Source organism: Thauera sp. SDU_THAU2 (assembly GCF_038260575.1).
Lineage (GTDB): Bacteria > Pseudomonadota > Gammaproteobacteria > Burkholderiales > Rhodocyclaceae > Thauera.
In genome coordinates this window covers 3,079,231-3,100,132 of the sequence record NZ_JBBWUN010000003.1, presented here as the reverse complement: position 1 = coordinate 3,100,132, position 20,902 = coordinate 3,079,231, and the positions used below count along the sequence as shown (strand labels likewise).

Sequence of the window (20,902 nt, the reverse complement as noted above, 5' to 3'; positions counted from 1 at the left end):
GTGAAACCTACCATCGTTCTGGTCGGCCGGCCCAACGTCGGCAAGTCGACCCTGTTCAATCGCCTCACGCGCACGCGCGACGCCCTGGTGGCGGACCAGCCGGGCCTGACGCGCGACCGCCACTACGGCGTCGGCCGGGTGGGGGAGCGCGACTACCTGGTCGTCGATACCGCCGGCTTCGATCCCGTCGCCAAGGACGGCATCATGCACGAGATGGCACGGCAGGCCGAGCAGGCCATCGCCGAAGCCGACGTGCTGCTGTTCCTCGTCGATGGCCGCGCCGGCCGCACGCCGCACGACGAGCAGATCGCCGCCCGCCTGCGCCGCGCCGGCCGGCCGGTGCATCTGGTGGTCAACAAGGCCGAAGGCCTGGACCGCGCGATCGTCGCCGCCGATTTCCATGCCCTCGGCCTGGGCGATCCGCTGCCGGTGTCGGCAGCGCACGGCGACGGTATCAAGCAGCTCGTCGAGATCGTGCTGGCGCCGTTTCCGCTCGACGACGAAGCGGAGGCCGCCGAGGACAGCGGCCCCAAGGTCGCGATCGTCGGCCGCCCCAACGTCGGCAAATCGACCCTGGTCAATACCCTGCTCGGCGAGGAGCGGGTGATCGCCTTCGACCTGCCGGGCACCACGCGCGACGCCATCGCGATTCCGTTCGAGCGCGGCGGCAAGCGCTACACCCTGATCGACACCGCCGGCCTGCGCCGCCGCGGCAAGGTCTTCGAGGCGGTCGAGAAGTTCTCGGTGATCAAGACCCTGCAGGCGATCCAGGAGGCGAACGTGATCGTCCTCGTGCTCGACGCCGCGCAGGACATCTCCGACCAGGATGCGCACATCGCCGGCTTCGCGCTCGAAGCCGGGCGCGCGCTGGTGGTCGGCATCAACAAATGGGATGCGGTCGACGACTACCAGCGCGATCGCCTCAAGCTGGACATCGCGCGCAAGCTGGCCTTTCTGGGCTTCGCCCGCTTCCACCAGATCTCGGCGCTCAAGTCGCAGGGCATCGGCGGTCTGCTGAAGTCGGTCGATGCCGCTTATGCCGCGGCGACCTCCAACCTGGCGACGCCGCGGCTGACGCGCACGCTGCAGCAGGCCGTGGCCCGCCAGGCGCCGCCGCGCCATGGCCTGTCGCGGCCGAAGATGCGCTACGCCCACCAGGGCGGCATGAACCCGCCGGTGATCGTGATCCACGGTACCGCGCTGGAGGCCATTCCCGCCTCCTACGTGCGCTATCTGGAGCGCTGCTTCATGGAAGCCTTCAAGCTGCAGGGCACGCCCTTGCGCATCCAGTTCCGCACCACGCACAATCCGTACGCCGCGCGGGACTGAGCGCGTGGACGACAAGAACCTGTTTCCACACCCGGATTTCGATGCATACTGCCATGTGGCGGTGCAACATCAAATCCATTACATTCATACAAACAGAAAATAAAGAGGTTCATACATGAGTAACAAAGGGCAACTTCTACAAGACCCGTTCCTGAACACGCTGCGCCGGGAGCACATCCCGGTGTCGATCTACCTGGTCAACGGCATCAAGCTGCAGGGCCAGGTCGAGTCCTTCGACCAGTACGTCGTGCTGCTGAAGAACACCGTCACCCAGATGGTCTACAAGCACGCCATCTCCACCGTCGTGCCGGCCCGTCCGGTCGTCATCCAGCAGCAGGAAGAAGGCAACTGAGCATCGTAGCCATCGTTCGCAGCCGGGGGAGAGCGGCTGCCGGGAGTGCTCATGTTTGAGCGTCCTGCAGCGGGAGAGCGTGCCGTCCTCGTCCAGCTCGACCTCGGCCAGGGACTCATCGACGAACGCCTGTCCGAACTGAAGCTGCTGGTCGGCAGCGCGGGCGCATCGATCGAGGCCGTGGTCCAGGGCCGGCGCCAGGCGCCCGATCCGAAGCTGTTCGCCGGCAGCGGCAAAGTGCAGGAGATCGGCGAGGCGCTGCGCGCGCATTCGGCCGACATCGTGATCTTCAATCACGCGCTGTCGCCCGGCCAGCAGCGCAACCTCGAACGCGAGCTGCAGTGCATGGTCATCGACCGCACGGCGCTGATCCTCGACATCTTCGCCCAGCGCGCGCGCAGCCATGAAGGCAAGCTGCAGGTCGAACTGGCCCAGCTCGAGCACCTGTCCACCCGGCTGGTGCGGGGCTGGACCCACCTCGAGCGGCAGAAGGGCGGCATCGGCCTGCGCGGCCCCGGCGAGAAGCAGCTCGAAACCGACCGCCGCCTGCTCGGCAACCGGGTCAAGATGCTGAAGTCGCGCCTGGTCCAGATCGAGAAGCAGCGCAAGGTTCGCCGCCGCGCCCGGGAACGCCGGGAGGTACTGTCTGTCTCTCTGGTCGGTTACACCAATGCGGGCAAATCGACGCTGTTCAATGCGCTGACGAAGGCGGGCGCCTATGCGGCCGACCAGCTTTTCGCCACGCTCGACACCACCTCGCGCCGGCTCTACGTCGGCGGTGCCAACGTGGTGCTGTCGGACACCGTCGGTTTCATCCGCGACCTGCCCCATGCGCTCGTTGCCGCGTTCCGCGCGACACTCGAGGAAACGGTGCAGGCCGACCTGCTGCTGCACGTCGTCGATTCGGCAAGCGAGGACCGCGATGCGCAGATCGCCGCGGTGAATGAGGTCCTTGCCGAGATCGGCGCGGCGGACGTGCCGCAGGTGCTGGTCTGGAACAAGATCGACCTCACGCATGCCGTGCCGGCGGTCGAACGGAGTGACTGTGGTAACATTCGGCGCGTTTTTTTGAGCGCCAGAACGGGCGAAGGTCTTGATCTGCTTCGCGAAGTGCTCGCGGAAGTGGCTCAGCAGGCCTTTCATGAAGATGCCGACCGGGAGTCCGGTACGGTGGAAGAGCTTCCTATTCAATCGTGATTACGGGCATTCTCATGTCACTTAACGACCCCCGCTGGGGCGGCCAGGGCGGCGACGATGATCGCGACCGCGACGATGGGCGGCGCGGCAACGACAATCGCGGCGGTAACGACAATCGTGGCGGCAACCAGGGGCCGCCCGACCTCGAGGAGGTCTGGCGCGACTTCAACCAGCGCCTGTCCGGCATGTTCGGCGGCAAGCGGCAGAACCGCGGCTCCTCGGGCGGCGGAGGCGGTGGCGGCGGCAGGCCGCAACTGCCCGAGTTCTCGTTCAAGCAGTTCGGCGGCGGCCTGGGTGCGCTTGCCGCGCTCGTCGCCGTGGTGTGGGCCGCGAGCGGCTTCTACACTGTCGATGCCAACCAGCGCGGCGTGGTGCTGCGGCTGGGCGAGTACGTCCAGACCACCGAGCCCGGTCTGCGCTGGCGCCTGCCGTATCCGTTCGAATCGCACGAGATCGTCGACCTGACCGGCGTGCGCACCGTCGAGGTGGGCTACCGCGGCTCCGAGCGCAACAAGGTGCTGCGCGAGTCGCTGATGCTGACCGACGACGAGAACATCATCAACATCCAGTTCGCGGTGCAGTACGTGCTGAACAGCCCGGAGAACTACATCTTCAACAACCGCTATCCGGACGAGTCGGTGGCGCAGGTGGCCGAAACCGCGATGCGCGAGATCGTCGGCAAGAGCCGCATGGACTTCGTGCTCTACGAAGGGCGCGAGGAGATCGCCGCGACCGCGCACGAGCTGATGCAGCGCATCCTCGACCGCTACCAGACCGGCATCCAGATCAGCCGCGTGACGATGCAGAACGCCCAGCCGCCGGAGCAGGTGCAGGCGGCGTTCGACGACGCGGTGAAGGCCGGCCAGGACCGCGAGCGGCAGAAGAACGAAGGCGAGGCCTACGCCAACGACGTCATCCCGCGGGCACGCGGTGCCGCGTCGCGCCTGATCGAGGAAGCGAACGCCTACCGCGAACGCGTCGTCGCCAACGCCGAAGGTGAGGCGAGCCGCTTCGACCAGGTGTTCGCCGAGTACCAGCGTGCGCCCGACGTGACGCGCGAGCGCCTGTACATCGAGACCATGCAGCAGGTGATGTCCAACACGTCCAAGGTGATGATCGATGCGCAGGGCAACGGCAATCTGCTGATGCTGCCGCTCGACAAGCTGATGCAGCAGGCCGGCGCAGCGCCGCGGGCGGCTGCGGGAGCCGCGCCCGCCCAGTCGGCGGCCGGATCGAATGCATCCACGCTGGCATCGGATCCGCGCAACAGCCGCGACCTGATGCGCAGCCGTGAGCGGGGAGAACGTTGATGCGTGACAAGCTGTCTCTGATCGGCGGCATCATTCTGGTCGCCATTGTGATCGCCTCGGCGTCGCTGTTCACCGTCGACCAGCGCCAGTATGCGATCGTCTTCCAGCTGGGCGAAGTCAGGGAGGTCATCTCCGAGCCCGGCCTCAACTTCAAGCTGCCGCTGATCCAGAACGTGCGTTATTTCGACAAGCGCATCCTGACCCTGGATACGCCCGAGCCCGAGCGCTTCATCACTTCCGAGAAGATGAACGTGCTGGTGGATCACTTCGTCAAGTGGCGCATCGTCGATCCGCGGCTCTACTACGAGTCGGTGGCCGGCGACGAGGCGCGTGCGCGCACCCGCCTGACGCAGACGGTCAATTCCGGCCTGCGCGAGGAATTCGGCCGCCGCACCATGCACGACGTGGTGTCCGGCGAGCGCGACCGCATCATGGACCAGATGCGCGAGCGTGCCGACCGCGACGCCCGCAGCATCGGCGTGCAGATCGTCGACGTGCGCCTGAAGCGGGTCGACCTGCCGAACGAAGTGTCGGAATCGGTGTTCCGCCGCATGGAAGCCGAACGTACCCGGGTGGCGAACGAGCTGCGTTCGCAGGGTGCCGCCGAAGCCGAGAAGATCCGCGCCGACGCCGAGCGCCAGCGCGAGGTCATCATCGCCGAGGCCTACCGGACCGCACAGCAGCTCCAGGGTGAAGGCGACGCCAAGGCCACCGCGATCTATGCCGAAGCCTTCGGCAAGAGCCCGGATTTCTACGCCTTCTACCGCAGCCTCGAAGCCTACCGGGCCAGCTTTGCCGGCAAGGATGACGTGATGGTGGTCGATCCGAGCTCGGATTTCTTCCGCTTCATGAAGGACATCGGGGGCGCACCGCGCAATTGAGAGCCTGATGGGCGCCTCCCTGCTGACCGCCTTCGCGCTGATGCTGATCATCGAAGGCATCCTTCCCTTCGTCGCGCCAGCCGCCTGGCGCGAAACTTTTTTGCGCCTCGCCAGCATGGCCGATGGCCAGATCCGCTTCGTCGGACTGACCTCGATGCTGGGCGGTGTGCTGCTCCTTTTCGTCCTGAACTGAACGCTCATGCGCTGGGTATTGCCCGACCACATCCAGGACGCGCTGCCGTCCGAAGCCCACCAGCTCGAGACGCTGCGCCGCCGGCTGCTCGACGCCTTCCGCGTTCGCGGCTACCAGCTGGTGATGCCGCCGCTGCTCGAATATCTCGACTCGCTGACCACCGGCGCGGGGCAGGACCTCAAGCTGCGCACCTTCCAGCTCGTCGACCAGTTGTCGGGGCGGACCATGGGCGTGCGCGCCGACATGACGCCGCAGGTCACCCGCATCGACGCGCACCTGCTGAATCACCGCGGCGTGTCGCGGCTGTGCTACTGCGGCAGCGTGCTGCACACCCTGCCGTCGACGCTGACGGCGACGCGCGAGCCGCTGCAGCTCGGTGCCGAACTGTACGGCCACGCCGGCATCGAGGCCGACGTCGAGATCCTGCACCTGCTGGCCGAAGTGATGCGCCTGGCCGAAGTACCGGCTTCGCGCATCGACATCAGCCACGTCGGCCTGTTCCATGCGCTGGCGGCCCGCGCCGGCCTGGTGCCGGGGCGCGAGGAAGAGCTGTTCGATCTGCTGCAGGCCAAGGACGTGCCGGCGCTGCAGGCCATGCTGGCCGATGTCGCCGAGCCGGTGCGCGCCGCCCTGCTCGCGCTGCCCGGTCTCTATGGCGGGCCGGAAGTCCTCGACCGTGCCGCGGCCTGTCTGCCGCGGGACGAAGAAATCACGGCGCTGCTGGACGAGCTGCGCCAGCTGGCCGGCGCGCTGGCCGATCTGCCGATCAGCTTCGACCTGTCCGACCTGCGCGGCTATCACTATCACAGCGGCATCGTCTTTGCCGCCTATGGCGCCGAGTCGCCGGCGGCGCTGGCGCTCGGCGGGCGCTACGACCGCGTCGGCGAGGCCTTCGGCCGCGCGCGGCCGGCGGTCGGCTTCAGCCTCGACCTGCGCGAACTGGTGTGGCACCTGCCGGCGCCGCTGGCGCATCCGGGTGCGGTGCTGGCGCCCTGGGCGGGCGACGATGCCGAGCTGGCTGCCGAAGTGGCGGCGCTGCGCGCGCGCGGCGAGATCGTCGTCACGGCATTGCCCGGGCATCAAGGAACTTGGAACGAGGCCGGTTGCGACCGGCAACTGGTCAGGCGGGACGGTCGCTGGGCGATCGTGCCGTTACAGGGAGAGTAGAAAATGGCAAAGAACGTCGTCGTCGTCGGCACCCAGTGGGGTGACGAAGGCAAGGGCAAGATCGTCGATTGGCTGACCGACCACGCCAAGGGGGTCGTCCGCTTCCAGGGCGGCCACAACGCCGGCCACACGCTGGTGATCGGCCAGACCGAATACAAGCTGAACCTCGTGCCCTCGGGCATCGTGCGCGAAGGCGTGGCCTGCTTCATCGGCAACGGCGTGGTGCTCGACGCCCATCACCTGCTGTCGGAAATCCGCACGCTCGAAGCCGGCGGCATCGAGGTCCGCGACCGCCTGCGCATCAGCCCGGGCTGCCCGCTGATCCTCGGTTATCACAGCGCGCTCGACCGCGCGCGCGAAGCGGCGAAGTCCGCCGGCGACAAGATCGGCACCACCGGCAAGGGCATCGGCCCCACCTACGAGGACAAGGTCGCCCGCCGCGCGCTGCGCGTTTATGACCTGTTCGACCGCGAGCGCTTCGCCGCCAAGCTCAAGGCCAACCTCGAATATCACAACTTCGTGCTGACCCAGCATCTGGGCGCCGAAGCGGTCGATTTCCAGACCGTGTTCGACGAAGCGATGGCCGATGCCGAAGAGCTGCTGCCGATGGTGGCGGACGTCTCGGCCGAGCTGTACGCGATCAACAAGTCGGGCGGCTCGCTGCTGTTCGAAGGCGCGCAGGGCACCCTGCTCGACATCGACCACGGCACCTATCCCTTCGTCACCTCGAGCAACTGTGTCGCTGGCCAGGCAGCGGCGGGCTCCGGCGTCGGCCCCAGCCGCCTGCACTATGTGCTGGGCATCACCAAGGCCTATTGCACCCGCGTCGGCGGCGGCCCCTTCCCGACCGAGCTCGACATCGACACCAAGGGCGTGCCCGGCGAGCAGATGTCGACCAAGGGCCGCGAATTCGGCACCGTCACCGGCCGCAAGCGCCGCTGCGGCTGGTTGGACCTGGCCGCGCTGAAGCGCTCGATCATCATCAACGGCGTCACCGGGCTGTGCATCACCAAGCTCGATGTCCTCGACGGCCTGGCAGAGCTGAAGCTGTGCACCGGCTACATGCTGGACGGCAAGCGCATCGACCTGCTGCCGATGGGTTCCGAAGAAGTGACGCGCTGCGAGCCGATCTACGAGACCATGAAGGGCTGGAGCGGCACCACCTTCGGTGCACAGAGCTGGGATGCGCTGCCGCAGGAGGCGCGTGCCTACCTGCACCGCATCGAGGAGATCTGCGAGATTCCGATCGACGTGATCTCGACCGGCCCCGAACGCGACGAAACGATTCTGCGTCGCCATCCGTTTGGTGCCTGAGCGCAAGCTGCAGGCGGCGAAGGCGCCATACGGCCGTTTTCGCCTGCAAGCCGGAAAGACGGTGCTGTCCGTATCTCCGGCCACCTCGTGTGGCCGTGGCGCGGGCGGCGCCGTTTTCTTTTGGGCAGGCACGGCTGGCGATGTAAACGAAAAAAGCCGGCTCAAAGCCGGCTTTTCCCTGCAACTGGTGCCCAGAAGAGGACTCGAACCTCCACGCCTCGCAGCGCTAGTACCTGAAACTAGTGCGTCTACCAATTCCGCCATCTGGGCAGGGAGGCGCATAATAGCAAAGGCTCCGGCATTTGCAAAGTTTTCCCCCATTTTTTCTTTTTTCCCGCAAGCTGTTGCCGGATTGCCCAGGGCTACCCGGGCGGGAGGAGAGCAGCAAGGCAAGCGGCACGAAAACAAAAAAGCCGCTCCGAAGAGCGGCTTTCCTGTGAAACTGGTGCCCAGAAGAGGACTCGAACCTCCACGCCTCGCGGCGCTAGTACCTGAAACTAGTGCGTCTACCAATTCCGCCATCTGGGCAAGAAGACGCGCATTATAAGCACTCGAAGAAAACTGTCAATGACTCGCAGAACAAAAAACACCACCACAAGAAACACTCAAACACGCGCAAATACCCCGGCAGGTTCGCGTTCCCGCAACACCACGGCCCAGGGGGCTGCGGCCGGCAGGCCGCAAGCAGGCGGCCGTGCTGCTGCACCGACGGCCGGCCGCAGCCGTGCCGCGCGCAAGGGCGCAGCCCGGCAGAACGCTGCCCGGCAGAGCGCCATCCGCCTGGCGGATCCTTTCCATGAGCGCGAAGCGCAGAAATACGAACAACCGCTGCCCAGCCGCGAATACGTGCTGCAGGTGCTGGCCGAGCGCGGCGTGCCGATGCCTTTCGACGAACTGGCGACTGCGCTCGACATCCAGGCTTTCGAGCGCGAGCACTTCGACCGCCGCCTGCGTGCGATGGAGCGCGAAGGCCAGGTCGTGCGCAATCGCCGCGATGCCTATCTGCTGCCCGACAAGGCGGACCTGATCAAGGGCCGCGTCGAAGGGCATGCCGACGGCTTCGGTTTCCTGCGCCGCGATGATGGCGGGCCCGATGTCTTCCTGTCGCCGAAGGAAATGCGCGAACTGCTGCACGGCGACCGCATCCTGGCCCGCATTGCCGGCCAGGACCGCCGCGGCCGCCCCGAAGGCCGGCTGGTCGAAGTGCTGGAGCGCGCCAACAGCCGCGTCGTCGGCCGTGTCATCGAAGAACATGGCGTGATGATCGTGGTGCCGGAGAACCGCCGCCTGGCGCAGGACATCCTGATCGCACCGGGCGGGCGCAAGAAGCCCGAGCCGGGCCAGATCGTCACCGTCGAGCTGGTCGAGCAGCCGACCAAGTTCGCCCAGCCGATCGGCCGTATCGTCGAAGTGCTCGGCAACTATGCCGACCCCGGCATGGAGATCGAGATCGCGCTGCGCAAGCACGACCTGCCGTTCGAGTTCTCCGCCGAAGCCAAGGCCGAGACGCGCAAGCTGCCGGCTGCCGTGCGCAAGAAGGACTGGGCGGGCCGCGAGGACCTGACCAAACTGCCGCTGGTGACGATCGACGGCGAGACCGCCAAGGATTTCGACGACGCGGTGTATTGCGAGCGTCAGGGCAAGGGCTACCGCCTGATCGTGGCGATCGCCGACGTGTCGCACTACGTCGAGGCCGGCAACGGGCTGGACAAGGACGCCTACGATCGCGGCAACTCGGTGTATTTCCCGCGGCGGGTGATCCCGATGCTGCCGGAAAAGCTGTCCAACGGGCTGTGCTCGCTGAACCCGGAAGTCGAGCGCCTGGCGATGGTGGCCGACATGAACATCACCGCCACCGGCGAGATCAAGACCTACCGCTTCTATCCGGCGGTGATCTGGTCGCATGCGCGCCTGACCTACACCCGGGTGGCGGCGGCGCTGTACGAACAGGATGCGGCGGAACGCAAGGCGCTCGGCAAGCTGCTGCCGCATCTCGAGAACCTCGACCAGCTCTTCCGCGTGCTGCTGAAGGCACGTGCCAAGCGCGGCGCGATCGACTTCGAGACCACCGAGACGCGCATGATCTTCGACGACAACGGCAAGATCGCGCAGATCGTGCCCGAGGTGCGCAACGACGCCCACCGCCTGATCGAGGAATGCATGCTGGCGGCCAACGTCTGCGCCTCGGATTTCCTCGCCAAGCACGAACATCCGACGCTGTACCGCGTGCATGACTCGCCGTCCGAGGAGAAGCTGGCCAAGCTGCGCGAGTTCCTGAAGGAATTCGGCCTGGGCATCGGCGGCGGCGACGAGCCGCGCGCCGGCGATTACGCGGCGCTGCTCGCGCAGATCAAGGACCGCCCGGACGCCCAACTGCTGCAGACCGTGATGCTGCGCTCGCTGAAGCAGGCGATGTACAGCCCCGACAACGTCGGCCACTTCGGCCTGGCCTACGAAAGTTATACCCACTTCACGTCGCCGATCCGGCGTTATCCCGATCTGCTGGTCCACCGCGCGATCAAGGCGGTGCTGGCGGGCGGGCAGTACAAGCCGGGCGACTGGGAGCAGATCGGCCTGCACTGCTCGGCGACCGAGCGCCGTGCCGACGAGGCCACGCGCGACGTCGTCGCCTTCCTGAAGTGCTACTTCATGCAGGATCGCGTCGGCGAGACCTTCACCGGCAGCGTCTCGGCGGTCGTGCCTTTCGGCCTGTTCGTCGCCCTCGACGACATCTTCATCGAAGGCCTGCTGCATGTCTCGGACCTCGGTACCGACTACTTCCATTACGACGAGACCCGCCATGCAATGCTCGGTGAGCGCAGCGGCAAGCAGTTCCGCCTGTCCGACCGGGTCAAGGTGCAACTGGTGCGCGTCGACATGGCGACCAACAAGATCGATTTCCGTCTGATCGAAGGTCCGCTGCCCGTCGAGAAACCCCAGCCTGCTGCCGTCGTTGCACCTGCCGAGGCCGTCGTGGCGGCACCGGTTGCCGAGCCGGCGGCAGCCGATGCTGCGGCAGCCGACGCTGCGGCGGACGAAGTCGCGGCACCTGCGGAGAAGGTGAGACGCACCCGCACGCGCAAGGCGAAGCCCGTGGCCGAAGCTTCGGCAGCCGAAGCTGCGCCGGCCGCTGCCGCACCGGCCGCTGCCGCACCGGCCGTTGCCGAGGCATCGCAGGCAGCCGAAACTTCCGCTGTGGCCGAAGTTGCTGCTGCGTCCGTGCCGAAGCCTGTTGCTGCACCGAGGCGGCGTTCGCGCGCCAGCGCCTCCGCTACCCCGAAAGCAGTGGCGTCTCCTGCAGCCGAGGCGGAGGCCCGCCCGGCACCGGCCAAGGCCGCCCGCGCCGGGACCCGCGTGCTCGACGATATCCGGCAGAAGGTGGTCGACCAGGAGGCTGCGGCGGTCAAGCTGGCTGCCGAAGAGGCAGCGGCCATCAAGGCGCGCAAGACTGCCGCCGGCAAGGATGGCAAGGCGGAGAAGAAGAAGGAGAAGGCCGGCAAGAAGGACAAGGACGCTGCGGACAAGGGCAAGAAAGCCAAGGCAGTGAAGGCGAAGGCCAAGGCCGGCAAGGCCAAATCGGCCGAGAAGGCAGAGAAGAAGGCGAAGAAGGCCGGCAAGAAGGAGAAGGCGGAAAAGGCCGGGAAAGCGAAACCGGCCAAGCCGGCGAAGCTTGCCAAAGCGGCCAAGGCCGCGCCTGCAGCCGCTGCCGAGCCGGTAGAATCGCGCGCCTCGAAACCGGCCGCGCGTTCTGGCGGCAAGACCTCCGCGAAGGAAAAACGCCGTGCCTAAGACGACCGCAAACACGAACGCCAGCGCCGCCAGCCGGCTGATCTACGGTTTCCATGCCGTGTCGGCCAAGCTGCGGCATGCGCCGGACTCGGTGCTGGAAGTCCATCTATCGGCCGACCGCAAGGACGCACGGGTGAAGAAGTTCGTCGCCCAGGCCGAGGCTGCCGGCGTCCGCATGCTGTATTGCGAAGGCGACAAGCTCGATGCCATGGTCGGCACCCGCCGGCACCAGGGCGTAGTGGCGAAGGTCGATGCGACGCGGCGCGACATCAAGCTCGCCGACGTGCTCGACAGCCTGGAAGAGAACGCGCTGATCCTGGTGCTGGACGGCGTGCAGGATCCGCACAACCTCGGCGCCTGCCTGCGCGTCGCCGACGCGGCCGGTGCGCATGCGGTGGTCGCGCCCAAGGACCGCGCGGTCGGCCTCAACGCCACCGCGGTCAAGGTCGCCAGCGGTGCGGCCGACACCGTGCCCTACATCACCGTCACCAACCTGGCGCGCGCGCTGCGCGAGATGCAGGAGGCCGGCGTATGGGTGGTCGGTGCCGCCGGCGAGGCGGAGAAGTCGCTGTACGACATCGACCAGAAAGCGCCGGTGGCCTGGGTGCTGGGCGCCGAAGGCGACGGCCTGCGCCGGCTGACGCGCGAGACTTGCGACGAGCTGGCGCGGATTCCGATGCTCGGCAGCGTCGAGAGCCTGAACGTGTCGGTGGCGAGCGGCATCTGCCTGTTCGAGGCGCGCCGCCAGCGCGGATGAGCGGTGGCGGCCGTGGGGAGCCTGCGCTGCGGGAAGGTGGAACGGGCTGCGCGGAGCCGAGGGCGAAACTCATCACCCCCGGCGTGTGCCGCCGTCGATGGGTTTCGCCGCCTTCCACATCCGGCTCGCCGAGCGGTGGCAGCGTACCTTGCCAGCCGCAGCGCGATTCAATACGCTTCACGTCTTTCGAGCTTCGGGGTGCCCGCGCCTGCGCGGGAGAATCGGGAAAGCGGTGCAAATCCGCTGCGTGCCCAGCGCCGTGAAGGGGACCGTCCGGGCAAGGTTTGCCCAGCCACTGGCCTGCAAATGCCGGGAAGGCGCCCGGACGGGATGATCCTCAGCCGGAAGACCGGCCCCGGAAGCGTTCAACAGCCGTCTGGTCGGCGCGCTGTCCACTGCTTCACGACAAGGGGACGACTCCGTGAGCAGCCATGCGCAAACCATCCAGACCGATCCATCCTTCAGCGCTGCCGAGCGCGCCGCCGTCTACCGCGCGATCCATACCCGGCGCGACGTGCGCGGGCAGTTCCTGCCCGATCCCATTGCCGACGAGGTGCTGGCGCGCGTGCTGACCGCCGCCCATCACGCGCCTTCGGTCGGCTTCATGCAGCCCTGGGACTTCGTCATCGTGCGTTCGCGTCAGGTGCGCGAGCGGATCCATCGCGATTTCCTCGCCGCCCATGCCGAAGCCGAGCAGATGTTCGAGACCGGCAAGCGGGGCACGTACCGCAAGCTGAAGCTGGAAGGCATCCTTGAAGCGCCGCTCAACCTGTGCATCACCTGCGATCGCAGCCGCAACGGCCCGGTGGTGCTCGGCCGCACCCACATGCCGGAGATGGACATCTACAGCGCGGTCTGCGCGGTGCAGAACCTGTGGCTGGCGGCGCGTGCCGAAGGGCTGGGGGTGGGCTGGGTCAGCATCCTGCACCCGCAGGCGCTGCGCGAGACGCTCGGCATCCCGGACGGAATCGTGCCGATCGCCTATCTCTGCATCGGCCATGTCAGCCATTTCCATCAGCGCCCGGAGCTGGAGTCGGCCGGCTGGCTCAAGCGCATGCCGCTGACCGAGCTGCTGCATTTCGATCGTTGGCAGGGCGAGGCGGACGAAGCGGGCGAGCGTTTCGCCGACGCCGTCTCGCGCGTCATGCCGGCATAACCGGGCCACCATTCCGCTTTTTCGGCCTTCGCGCAGCCGCCGCTCGGTGTGGCGCGCACAGGCTTGCACGGCAATTGCTTGTTGCTGTGGCCACGGTCATTCCGGCCGAGGCCATGGCAACGAGGATTCCGGAGAGAGGATGAAGACGGCGCTCGCATTTCTGCTCGCAGCGCGCCGCTGCGAAATCGACGATCTCGAACGGCTCGCGCTCAGTTGCGAACTGGTGCAGGCGGTCAGTGAACTCGTCCACCAGCTCCAGCGGGAACGCGGCGCTTCCAACGTCTTTCTCGGCTCGGAAGGCGCCCGCTTCGGCCCCCAGCGCGAAGCGCAACTGCTTGCCAGCCGGGCCGCGGAGGCCGAGGTCCGGAGCTGGCTCAAGCGCCCGGAACTGGGCGGCGAGAAGTCGGGCGGCGCGGTGCATGGCGGCTCGCGCCTGCTGACGCGCATCGCGCTTGCGCTGCATGCGCTGGATGCCTTGCCCGGGCTGCGCGGCGACATTGCCGCCCGGCGCTGCCGGCCCGATGTGTCGACCGCGCGCTACAGCGAGATCATCGCGGCCTTGCTCGCGCTGGTGTTCGAGGCTGCCGACGTGGCGGTCGATCCCGGGGTTTCGCGGCTGCTGGTCGCGCTGTTCAACCTGATGCAGGGCAAGGAGTTCGCCGGCCAGGAGCGCGCGCTGGGCGCGGCGCTGTTCGCCGCGGGCCATCCGGCGCCCGAGCGCGTGCAGTCCATCCTGCACCTGATCGATGCGCAGGCGCAGTGCTTCCGGCGCTTCGAAGGTTTCTGCGGCGACGAGGTGCTGCGCCAGTGGCGGGCGCTGCAGTCCGTCATGCCGCTGGCCGAACTCGAACGCCTGCGCCGGATACTGCTGGCGTCGACGCTGGGTTCGGCGCTCGATCCCGCGCTGGCCGAGGCCTGGTTCGACTGCTGCTCGCAGCGCCTCGACCAGATGCACGAAGCCGAGGTGGCGCTCGCCCGCGGCCTGGGCGAATCCTGCGCGCGGCGGATCGCCTCGGCGCGGACCGAGGCGCAGGACCAGGCGGCCTTGCTCGAAGCCTTGTCCGCGGCGCCGGAGATCCGGGCGCCGCTCGACATGCTGATCGGTGCCGAGATGGCCGGGGAGGGGGCGCCGGCAGAGCCTGCCCAGGGCGATGAGCCTTTCGGTCCGCAACTGCGGCGTTCGATCGTCGATCTGCTCCATGCCCAGTCGCAGCGCCTGCAGGCGATGAGCGACGAACTCGACGCGGCGCGCGCGGCGCTGGACGAGCGCAAGCTGATCGAGCGCGCGAAAGGCCTACTGATGGCCTGCCGCGGCCTTTCCGAGGACGAGGCCTACCGCCTGCTGCGCCAGACCGCGATGAGCCAGGGGAGGCGCCTGGCCGAAGTCGCCGCGGCGACGCTGGCGCTGGCCCCGGTGCTGGGCAGGCACTAGGCGGGGCGGCGCACCAGGGATGTGCAGGCAACTGCCGATGCTGCACTGCAGCAGTGCATCCGGCCTCGCCGCGTCGTCATGCAGCCGGCTGGCAAACCGATGAAATGCAAGGGAAACGAGTCGATCCTGCAAACTGGCACGCTTGCTGCATAGGCTAGGGCAAGGCTGGGCCAACGGCGGTCCGGCATTCGATCTCCCGACTCGAACACAGGACAACGGCGTCCATTCCCCTTCGCGCTGCGCGAAGTGAGGGATGGGCGCCTTTTCGTTTTTGCCATGCTTTCCAAGGAGCACATCATGAAGACGCTCAAGACCGAAACCACGGTGCTGTCGCGCCGCGGCTTCATCAAGGCGGGGGCCGCGGCCGGCACGGCCGCGCTGCTGCCGGGCCTGTTTCCCGGCGGCGCCTGGGCCGCCGGCTCCGATGCGCCGGAAAAGAAGGAGATCAAGGTCGGCTTCATCCCGCTGACCGACTGTGCCTCGGTGGTGATGGCGGCGGTGAGGAAGTTCGACGAGAAGTACGGCATCAGGATCGTGCCGAGCAAGGAAGCGAACTGGGCCTCGGTGCGCGACAAGCTGCTGTCGGGCGAGCTGGACGCCGCGCACGTGCTGTACGGCCTCGTTTATGGCGTGCATATGGGCGTCGGCGGGCCGAAGCGGGACATGGCGGTGCTGATGACGCTGAACAACAACGGCCAGGCCATCACGCTCGCGTCCCAGTTGAAGGAGAAGGGCGTGGTCGATGGCGCCTCGCTGAAGAAGCTGGTGGCGACGAGCGAACCCGGCAGCTACACCTTCGCCCAGACCTTCCCGACCGGCACCCATGCGATGTGGCTGTACTACTGGCTGGCGGCGCACGACATCCATCCGTTCAAGGACGTCAAGAGCATCGTCGTGCCGCCGCCGCAGATGGTGGCCAACGCCCGCGTCGGCAACATGCACGGCTACTGCGTCGGCGAGCCCTGGAACCAGCGCGCGGTCATCGACGGCATCGGCTTCACCGCCGTCACCACCCAGGACATCTGGACCGACCACCCGGAGAAGGTGCTCGGCACGAGCGCCGCCTGGGTGGACAAGCATCCCAACGCGGCGCGGGCGCTGACCGCCGCGGTGCTCGACGCTTCGCGCTGGATCGACGCCTCGGAGGCCAACCGCAAGGAGACGGCCAAGGTCATCGCCGCGCGCTCCTACGTCAATACCGACGTCGACGTCATCGAAGGCCGGATCCTCGGCCAATACGACAACGGCCTCGGCCGCAAGTGGCAAGACGCCAACGCGATGAAGTTCTTCCGCGACGGCGCCGCGACCTTCCCCTGGCTCTCCGACGGCATGTGGTTCCTGACCCAGCACCGGCGCTGGGGCCTGCTCGGCAGCGACGTCGATTACCTGGCGGCCGCCCGCGCGATCAATCGCCTCGACATCTACCGCCAGGCGGCGACCGCGGCCGGCGTCGCCCTGCCCGCGGGCGAGATGCGCAGCAGCACGCTGATCGACGGCGTGGTGTGGGACGGCACGGAGCCGGCGAAGTATGCCGGCAGCTTCAAGCTCAAGGCCTGAACCGGAGGACGGAAACATGACTGCAGCAATGATCGCGGCGCGGCCGGGAAACATGAGCGGAACCGACGCCACCGAAGCCGATGCCGGCAGGACGGCGGTGCCGATCGACGAGACAGGGAACGAGCTGCCGGCGACGGCGGGCGCAGCCGAGGCGGAAGACGGCGTGAAGGAAAAGGCGGAAAAAAGCGCCAGCCTGCCGGCCGAACCGCTGGCCGGCCGGATCGGCGAGTGGGCCAGGGCCGCACTGCGCACGGTGCTGCCGCCGCTGGCCGGGCTGGCGCTGCTGATCGGCATCTGGCATCTCGCCACCTTCGGCGGTGGCGGCATTCCCGGCCCGGGCCAGACCTGGGATGCGGCGGTGGCGCTGTTCTCCGATCCTTTCTATATCGATGGACCGAACGACCAGGGCATCGGCTGGAACGTGCTCGCCTCGCTCGAACGGGTCGGCATCGGCTTCGGCATCGCCGCGCTGGTCGGCATTCCGGCGGGTTTCCTGCTCGGCCGCTTCGCGCTGCTGTCGCAGATGCTGAACCCGATCATCAGCCTGCTACGCCCGGTGTCGCCGCTGGCCTGGCTGCCGATCGGCCTGCTGGTGTTCCAGCGCGCCGATCCGGCGGCGACCTGGACCATCTTCATCTGCTCGATCTGGCCGATGATCCTCAACACCGCCCAGGGCGTCACCCGCGTGCCGCAGGACTACCTCAACGTCGCACGCGTGCTGAACCTGTCGGAGTGGAAGGTGTTCCACGAAGATCCTGTTCCCGGCGGTGCTGCCCTACATGCTGACCGGCATCCGCCTGTCGATCGGCACTGCCTGGCTGGTCATCGTCGCCGCCGAGATGCTCACCGGCGGCGTCGGCATCGGCTTCTGGGTGTGGGACGAATGGAACAACCTCAAGGTCGAGCACATCATCATCGCGATCTTCGTCATCGGCATCGTCGGCCTGATCCTCGAGCAGATGCTGATGCTGGTCGCCCGCCGTTTCAGTTACGAGAACCGTTGAGGAGACCCACCATGACGAAGAAAATCGTCCAGATCGAGAATGTCGGCCAGAGTTTCGACACCAAGAAAGGCAGGTTCGTCGCCCTGCGCGACATCGATCTCGACATCCACGAAGGCGAGAGCATCGCGCTGATCGGCCACTCCGGCTGCGGCAAGTCGACGCTGCTGAACCTGATCGCCGGCCTGACCCGGCCGAGCAGCGGCGTGATGCTGTGCGGCGGACGCGAGATCGCCGGTCCGGGGCCGGAGCGCGCGGTGGTGTTCCAGAACCACTCGCTGCTGCCCTGGCTGACCTGCTTCGACAACGTCTATCTCGCCGTCGAGCGCGTGTTCGCGGCCAAGGAGGGCAAGGCCAGCCTGAAGCGGCGCACCCACGAGGCGCTCGAACTGGTCGGCCTGGCCCATGCCGAGACCAAGTTCCCGCACGAGATCTCGGGCGGCATGAAGCAGCGCGTCGGCATCGCCCGTGCGCTGTCGATGCAGCCGCGCATCCTGCTGATGGACGAGCCGTTCGGCGCCCTCGACGCGCTGACCCGGGCCAACCTGCAGGACGAGCTGATGAAAATCCTCGCCGCCACCAAGGCGACGATGGTGATGGTGACCCACGACGTCGACGAGGCGGTGCTGCTGTCGGATCGCGTGGTGATGCTGACCAACGGCCCGGCAGCGACCATCGGCGAGATCCTCGAGGTCGGCATCGAGCGGCCGCGCGACCGGCTGGCCCTGGCGCATGACGCCCAGTTCGGCGAATGCCGCGCGGCGATCATGGAATTCCTCTACCACAAGCAGTTGAAGCGCGCCGCCTAGGCGCGGCAGACGGCCACGGCTTGCACGGCTGCCGCAACGCGGCAGGCCGCTGCATTCCCGTGCCCATCGCCTGAAGGAGAACCTCATGCATCAGCAAAGACTCGTGGTGGTCGGCAACGGCATGGTCGGCCACCGCTTCGTGCAGGAACTGCTCGCGCTGCACCCCGACCTGCCGGCCGCTGGCTTGGCCGTCACCGTGCTCGGCGAGGAGCCGCGCCCGGCCTACGACCGCGTGCATCTGTCCAGCTTCTTTTCCGGCACCCGCGCCGAGGAACTGTCGCTGGTCGAGCCCGGCTTCTATGAGCGGCCGGGACTGACGCTGCGCCTGAACGCGCGCGTCGCCGGCATCGAACGACGCAACAACACCCTGCAGCTGGCCGACGGCGAAGTGCTGGCCTACGACAAGCTGGTGCTGGCCACCGGCTCCTACCCCTTCGTGCCGCCGGTGCCGGGCCGCGACCGCGACGCCTGCCACGTCTATCGCACCATCGAGGACCTGGAAGCGATGCAGGCCAGCGGCGCCCGTTCCACCAGCGGCGTGGTGGTCGGCGGCGGCCTGCTCGGGCTGGAATGCGCCAAGGCGCTGCGCGACATGGGACTGCGCACGCACGTGGTCGAATTCGCCCCACGGCTGATGGTGGTGCAGGTCGACGACGGCGGCGGGCGCGTCCTGCGCAGCCGGATCGAGGACCTGGGCGTGCAGGTGCATACCGAGCGCAACACGGTGGAGATCATCGACGGTCGCCAGGCACGCCACCGCATGGTGTTCGCCGACGGCAGCTGGCTGGAGACCGACATGATCGTGTTCTCCGCCGGCATCCGTGCCCGCGACGAACTGGCGCGCCAATGCCTGCTCGCGGTCGGTCCGCGCGGCGGCGTGGTGATCGACGACCACTGCCGCAGCAGCGATCCGGACATCTACGCGATCGGCGAGTGCGCGTCGTGGAAGGAGCAGATCTTCGGTCTCGTCGCGCCCGGCTACGACATGGCACGGGTGGCAGCCCGGCATGTCGGCGGCGCCGCCGATGCCGCTTTCGCCGGCGCCGACATGAGCACCAAGCTCAAGCTCATGGGCGTGGATGTCGCCAGCATCGGCGATGCCCAGGGCAGGACGCGGGGCGCGCTGTCCTGCGTGTTCACCGACGAGCTCAAGCAGATCTACAAGAAGCTGGTGGTCAGCGCCGACCGCAAGCGGCTGCTGGGTGCGGTACTGGTGGGTGACGCGGCAGAATACGGCACGCTGCTGCAGATGATGCTGAACGGCATCGCCCTGCCCGAAGCGCCCGAGCAGATGATCCTGCCCGCCGCCGACGGCACGGCCAAGGCCGGCCTCGGCGTGGATGCGCTGCCCGATGGCGCGGTGCTGTGCTCGTGCAACAACGTCACCAAGGGCCAGCTGTGCGCAGCGGTGGCCGATGGCGCGCACAGCATCGGCGAACTCAAGTCCGCGACCCGCGCCGGCACCTCCTGCGGCGGCTGCGTGCCGCTGGTGACCCAGGTGCTCAATGCCGAGCTGAAGCGCCAGGGCGTCGAAGTCACCAACCACCTGTGCGAGCACTTTGCGTATTCGCGCCAGGAGCTGTACCACCTGGTGCGGGTGGGCGGGATCCGCAGTTTCGCCGAACTGCTGCAGCGCCACGGCAAGGGCCGCGGCTGCGACATCTGCAAGCCGGTCGCGGCCAGCATCCTGGCGAGCTGCTGGAACGACTTCATCCTGAACCGCGACCAGGCGCGGCTGCAGGATTCGAACGACTACTTCCTCGGCAACATCCAGAAGGACGGCAGCTACTCGGTGGTGCCGCGCGTCGCCGCCGGTGAGATCACGCCGGAGCAGTTGATCGCGATCGGTTCCATCGCCAGCAAGTACGGGCTGTACACCAAGATCACCGGCGGCCAGCGCATCGACCTGTTCGGCGCCCAGGTGCACGAGCTGCCGCTGATCTGGCGCGAGCTGGTCGATGCCGGCTTCGAGAGCGGCCATGCCTACGGCAAGTCGCTGCGTACGGTGAAGAGCTGTGTCGGTTCGACCTGGTGCCGCTACGGCGTGCAGGACTCGGTGGGCATGGCGATCCGGCTCGAGAACCGCTACAAGGGCCTGCGCGCGCCGCACAAGATCAAGTTCGGCGTCTCCGGCTGCACCCGCGAATGCGCCGAGGCGCAGGGCAAGGACGTCGGCGTGATCGCCACCGAGCGCGGCTGGAACCTCTACGTCTGCGGCAACGGCGGCATGAAGCCGCGCCACGCCGAGCTGCTCGCCAGCGACCTCGACGAGGCCGCGCTGGTGCGCACGATCGACCGCTTCCTGATGTTCTACATCCGCACTGCCGAGCGCCTGCAGCGCACCAGCACCTGGCGCGACAACCTCGAAGGCGGGCTGGACTATCTCAAGGCGGTGATCCTGGAGGACAGCCTCGGACTGGCTGCCGAACTGGAAGCCGAGATGGCCCAGGTCGTCGACAGCTACGCCTGCGAATGGAAGAAGGCCATCGAAGACCCGGCGGTGCTGCGGCGCATGCGCACTTTCGTCAACAGCGACGCGGCCGACGACAACATCGTCTTCGTGCGCGAACGCGGCCAGATCCGCCCGGCCACCGAGGCCGAGAAGCGCGAGCGCTTCAAGGGCATTCCGGTCGTCGCCGAAACCGTCTGAAGGAGCAT

Annotated in this window: 15 protein-coding genes, 2 tRNA genes, 1 pseudogene and 1 riboswitch; of the genes and pseudogenes, 16 read left to right on the top strand and 2 right to left on the bottom strand. The window is 67.5% G+C overall.

The features are described 5' to 3' along the window. The 8 genes from der to AAFL97_RS16115 all read left to right on the top strand — a co-directional run bounded on the left by der (position 1) and on the right by AAFL97_RS16115 (position 7,743). Positions 1-1,329 carry a ribosome biogenesis GTPase Der gene (der, locus tag AAFL97_RS16150; RefSeq protein WP_341645780.1) on the top strand — a complete coding sequence of 443 codons (1,329 nt, stop codon included), beginning with the start codon at positions 1-3 and terminating at the stop codon, positions 1,327-1,329. A 115-nt stretch (positions 1,330-1,444) separates the two neighbouring features. After that, positions 1,445-1,681: an RNA chaperone Hfq gene (gene hfq / locus AAFL97_RS16145; protein WP_004342183.1), complete on the top strand. Its 237-nt coding sequence runs from the start codon at positions 1,445-1,447 to the stop codon at positions 1,679-1,681. A 51-nt stretch (positions 1,682-1,732) separates the two neighbouring features. Next, positions 1,733-2,878, top strand: a complete 1,146-nt coding sequence (gene hflX, locus AAFL97_RS16140) for a ribosome rescue GTPase HflX (protein WP_341645779.1) — start codon at positions 1,733-1,735, stop codon at positions 2,876-2,878. A gap of 14 nt (positions 2,879-2,892) precedes the next feature. Then, entirely contained in the window at positions 2,893-4,188 is a 1,296-nt protein-coding gene (gene hflK / locus AAFL97_RS16135) for an FtsH protease activity modulator HflK (RefSeq protein ID WP_341645778.1), read from the top strand. After that, complete coding sequence (hflC, locus tag AAFL97_RS16130) at positions 4,188-5,069, top strand: protease modulator HflC (protein ID WP_263462088.1); 882 nt, start codon at positions 4,188-4,190, stop codon at positions 5,067-5,069. The genes hflK and hflC overlap by 1 nt, the downstream gene beginning before the upstream one ends. A gap of 7 nt (positions 5,070-5,076) precedes the next feature. After that, positions 5,077-5,262, top strand: a complete 186-nt coding sequence (locus tag AAFL97_RS16125; RefSeq protein ID WP_068636064.1) for a DUF2065 domain-containing protein — start codon at positions 5,077-5,079, stop codon at positions 5,260-5,262. Between the two features lie 6 nt (positions 5,263-5,268). Continuing rightward, positions 5,269-6,429, top strand: coding sequence for an ATP phosphoribosyltransferase regulatory subunit (locus tag AAFL97_RS16120; RefSeq protein WP_341645777.1), 1,161 nt, complete (start codon positions 5,269-5,271; stop codon positions 6,427-6,429). A gap of 3 nt (positions 6,430-6,432) precedes the next feature. Further along, positions 6,433-7,743, top strand: a complete 1,311-nt coding sequence (locus AAFL97_RS16115) for an adenylosuccinate synthase (RefSeq protein ID WP_341645776.1) — start codon at positions 6,433-6,435, stop codon at positions 7,741-7,743. A 185-nt stretch (positions 7,744-7,928) separates the two neighbouring features. Here AAFL97_RS16115 and AAFL97_RS16110 read toward each other — a convergent pair. Further along, positions 7,929-8,013: transfer RNA gene (locus tag AAFL97_RS16110), tRNA-Leu, on the bottom strand. Between the two features lie 173 nt (positions 8,014-8,186). Next, a tRNA-Leu gene (locus tag AAFL97_RS16105) sits at positions 8,187-8,271 on the bottom strand. Positions 8,272-8,310: 39 nt separating this feature from the next. Here AAFL97_RS16105 and rnr point away from each other — a divergent pair. From rnr to nirB, 8 genes and pseudogenes are all read left to right on the top strand, one after another. Further along, the gene (gene rnr, locus AAFL97_RS16100; protein WP_341645775.1) at positions 8,311-11,532 is read left to right on the top strand and encodes a ribonuclease R; all 3,222 of its coding nucleotides are present in this window, start codon (positions 8,311-8,313) and stop codon (positions 11,530-11,532) included. Then, entirely contained in the window at positions 11,525-12,289 is a 765-nt protein-coding gene (rlmB, locus tag AAFL97_RS16095) for a 23S rRNA (guanosine(2251)-2'-O)-methyltransferase RlmB (protein WP_263462092.1), read from the top strand. The genes rnr and rlmB overlap by 8 nt, the downstream gene beginning before the upstream one ends. A 182-nt stretch (positions 12,290-12,471) precedes the next feature. Then, positions 12,472-12,659: riboswitch (cobalamin riboswitch) on the top strand. Positions 12,660-12,710: 51 nt separating this feature from the next. Further along, complete coding sequence (gene bluB / locus AAFL97_RS16090) at positions 12,711-13,445, top strand: 5,6-dimethylbenzimidazole synthase (RefSeq protein ID WP_341645774.1); 735 nt, start codon at positions 12,711-12,713, stop codon at positions 13,443-13,445. Between the two features lie 139 nt (positions 13,446-13,584). Then, positions 13,585-14,877, top strand: a complete 1,293-nt coding sequence (locus AAFL97_RS16085) for a nitrate- and nitrite sensing domain-containing protein (RefSeq protein WP_341645773.1) — start codon at positions 13,585-13,587, stop codon at positions 14,875-14,877. Between the two features lie 297 nt (positions 14,878-15,174). Further along, complete coding sequence (locus tag AAFL97_RS16080; protein WP_341645772.1) at positions 15,175-16,434, top strand: CmpA/NrtA family ABC transporter substrate-binding protein; 1,260 nt, start codon at positions 15,175-15,177, stop codon at positions 16,432-16,434. 52 nt (positions 16,435-16,486) lie between these two features. Further along, positions 16,487-17,438 (top strand): annotated as a pseudogene (gene ntrB, locus AAFL97_RS16075) (nitrate ABC transporter permease). Positions 17,439-17,449: 11 nt separating this feature from the next. Continuing rightward, positions 17,450-18,244 carry an ABC transporter ATP-binding protein gene (locus tag AAFL97_RS16070; protein WP_341645771.1) on the top strand — a complete coding sequence of 265 codons (795 nt, stop codon included), beginning with the start codon at positions 17,450-17,452 and terminating at the stop codon, positions 18,242-18,244. Positions 18,245-18,329: 85 nt separating this feature from the next. Beyond that, entirely contained in the window at positions 18,330-20,894 is a 2,565-nt protein-coding gene (nirB, locus tag AAFL97_RS16065; RefSeq protein ID WP_341645770.1) for a nitrite reductase large subunit NirB, read from the top strand. Positions 20,895-20,902 lie beyond the last annotated feature (8 nt).

Bases quoted from the DNA above. Each gene is read 5' to 3' on its own strand.
- hfq (WP_004342183.1), top strand. From the start codon at position 1,445: ATGAGTAACAAAGGGCAACTTCTACAAGACCCGTTCCTGAACACGCTG.
- hflX (WP_341645779.1), top strand. From the start codon at position 1,733: ATGTTTGAGCGTCCTGCAGCGGGAGAGCGTGCCGTCCTCGTCCAGCTC.
- hflK (WP_341645778.1), top strand. From the start codon at position 2,893: ATGTCACTTAACGACCCCCGCTGGGGCGGCCAGGGCGGCGACGATGAT.
- hflC (WP_263462088.1), top strand. From the start codon at position 4,188: ATGCGTGACAAGCTGTCTCTGATCGGCGGCATCATTCTGGTCGCCATT.
- AAFL97_RS16125 (WP_068636064.1), top strand. From the start codon at position 5,077: ATGGGCGCCTCCCTGCTGACCGCCTTCGCGCTGATGCTGATCATCGAA.
- AAFL97_RS16120 (WP_341645777.1), top strand. From the start codon at position 5,269: ATGCGCTGGGTATTGCCCGACCACATCCAGGACGCGCTGCCGTCCGAA.
- AAFL97_RS16115 (WP_341645776.1), top strand. From the start codon at position 6,433: ATGGCAAAGAACGTCGTCGTCGTCGGCACCCAGTGGGGTGACGAAGGC.
- rnr (WP_341645775.1), top strand. From the start codon at position 8,311: ATGACTCGCAGAACAAAAAACACCACCACAAGAAACACTCAAACACGC.
- AAFL97_RS16085 (WP_341645773.1), top strand. From the start codon at position 13,585: ATGAAGACGGCGCTCGCATTTCTGCTCGCAGCGCGCCGCTGCGAAATC.
- AAFL97_RS16080 (WP_341645772.1), top strand. From the start codon at position 15,175: ATGAAGACGCTCAAGACCGAAACCACGGTGCTGTCGCGCCGCGGCTTC.
- AAFL97_RS16070 (WP_341645771.1), top strand. From the start codon at position 17,450: ATGACGAAGAAAATCGTCCAGATCGAGAATGTCGGCCAGAGTTTCGAC.
- nirB (WP_341645770.1), top strand. From the start codon at position 18,330: ATGCATCAGCAAAGACTCGTGGTGGTCGGCAACGGCATGGTCGGCCAC.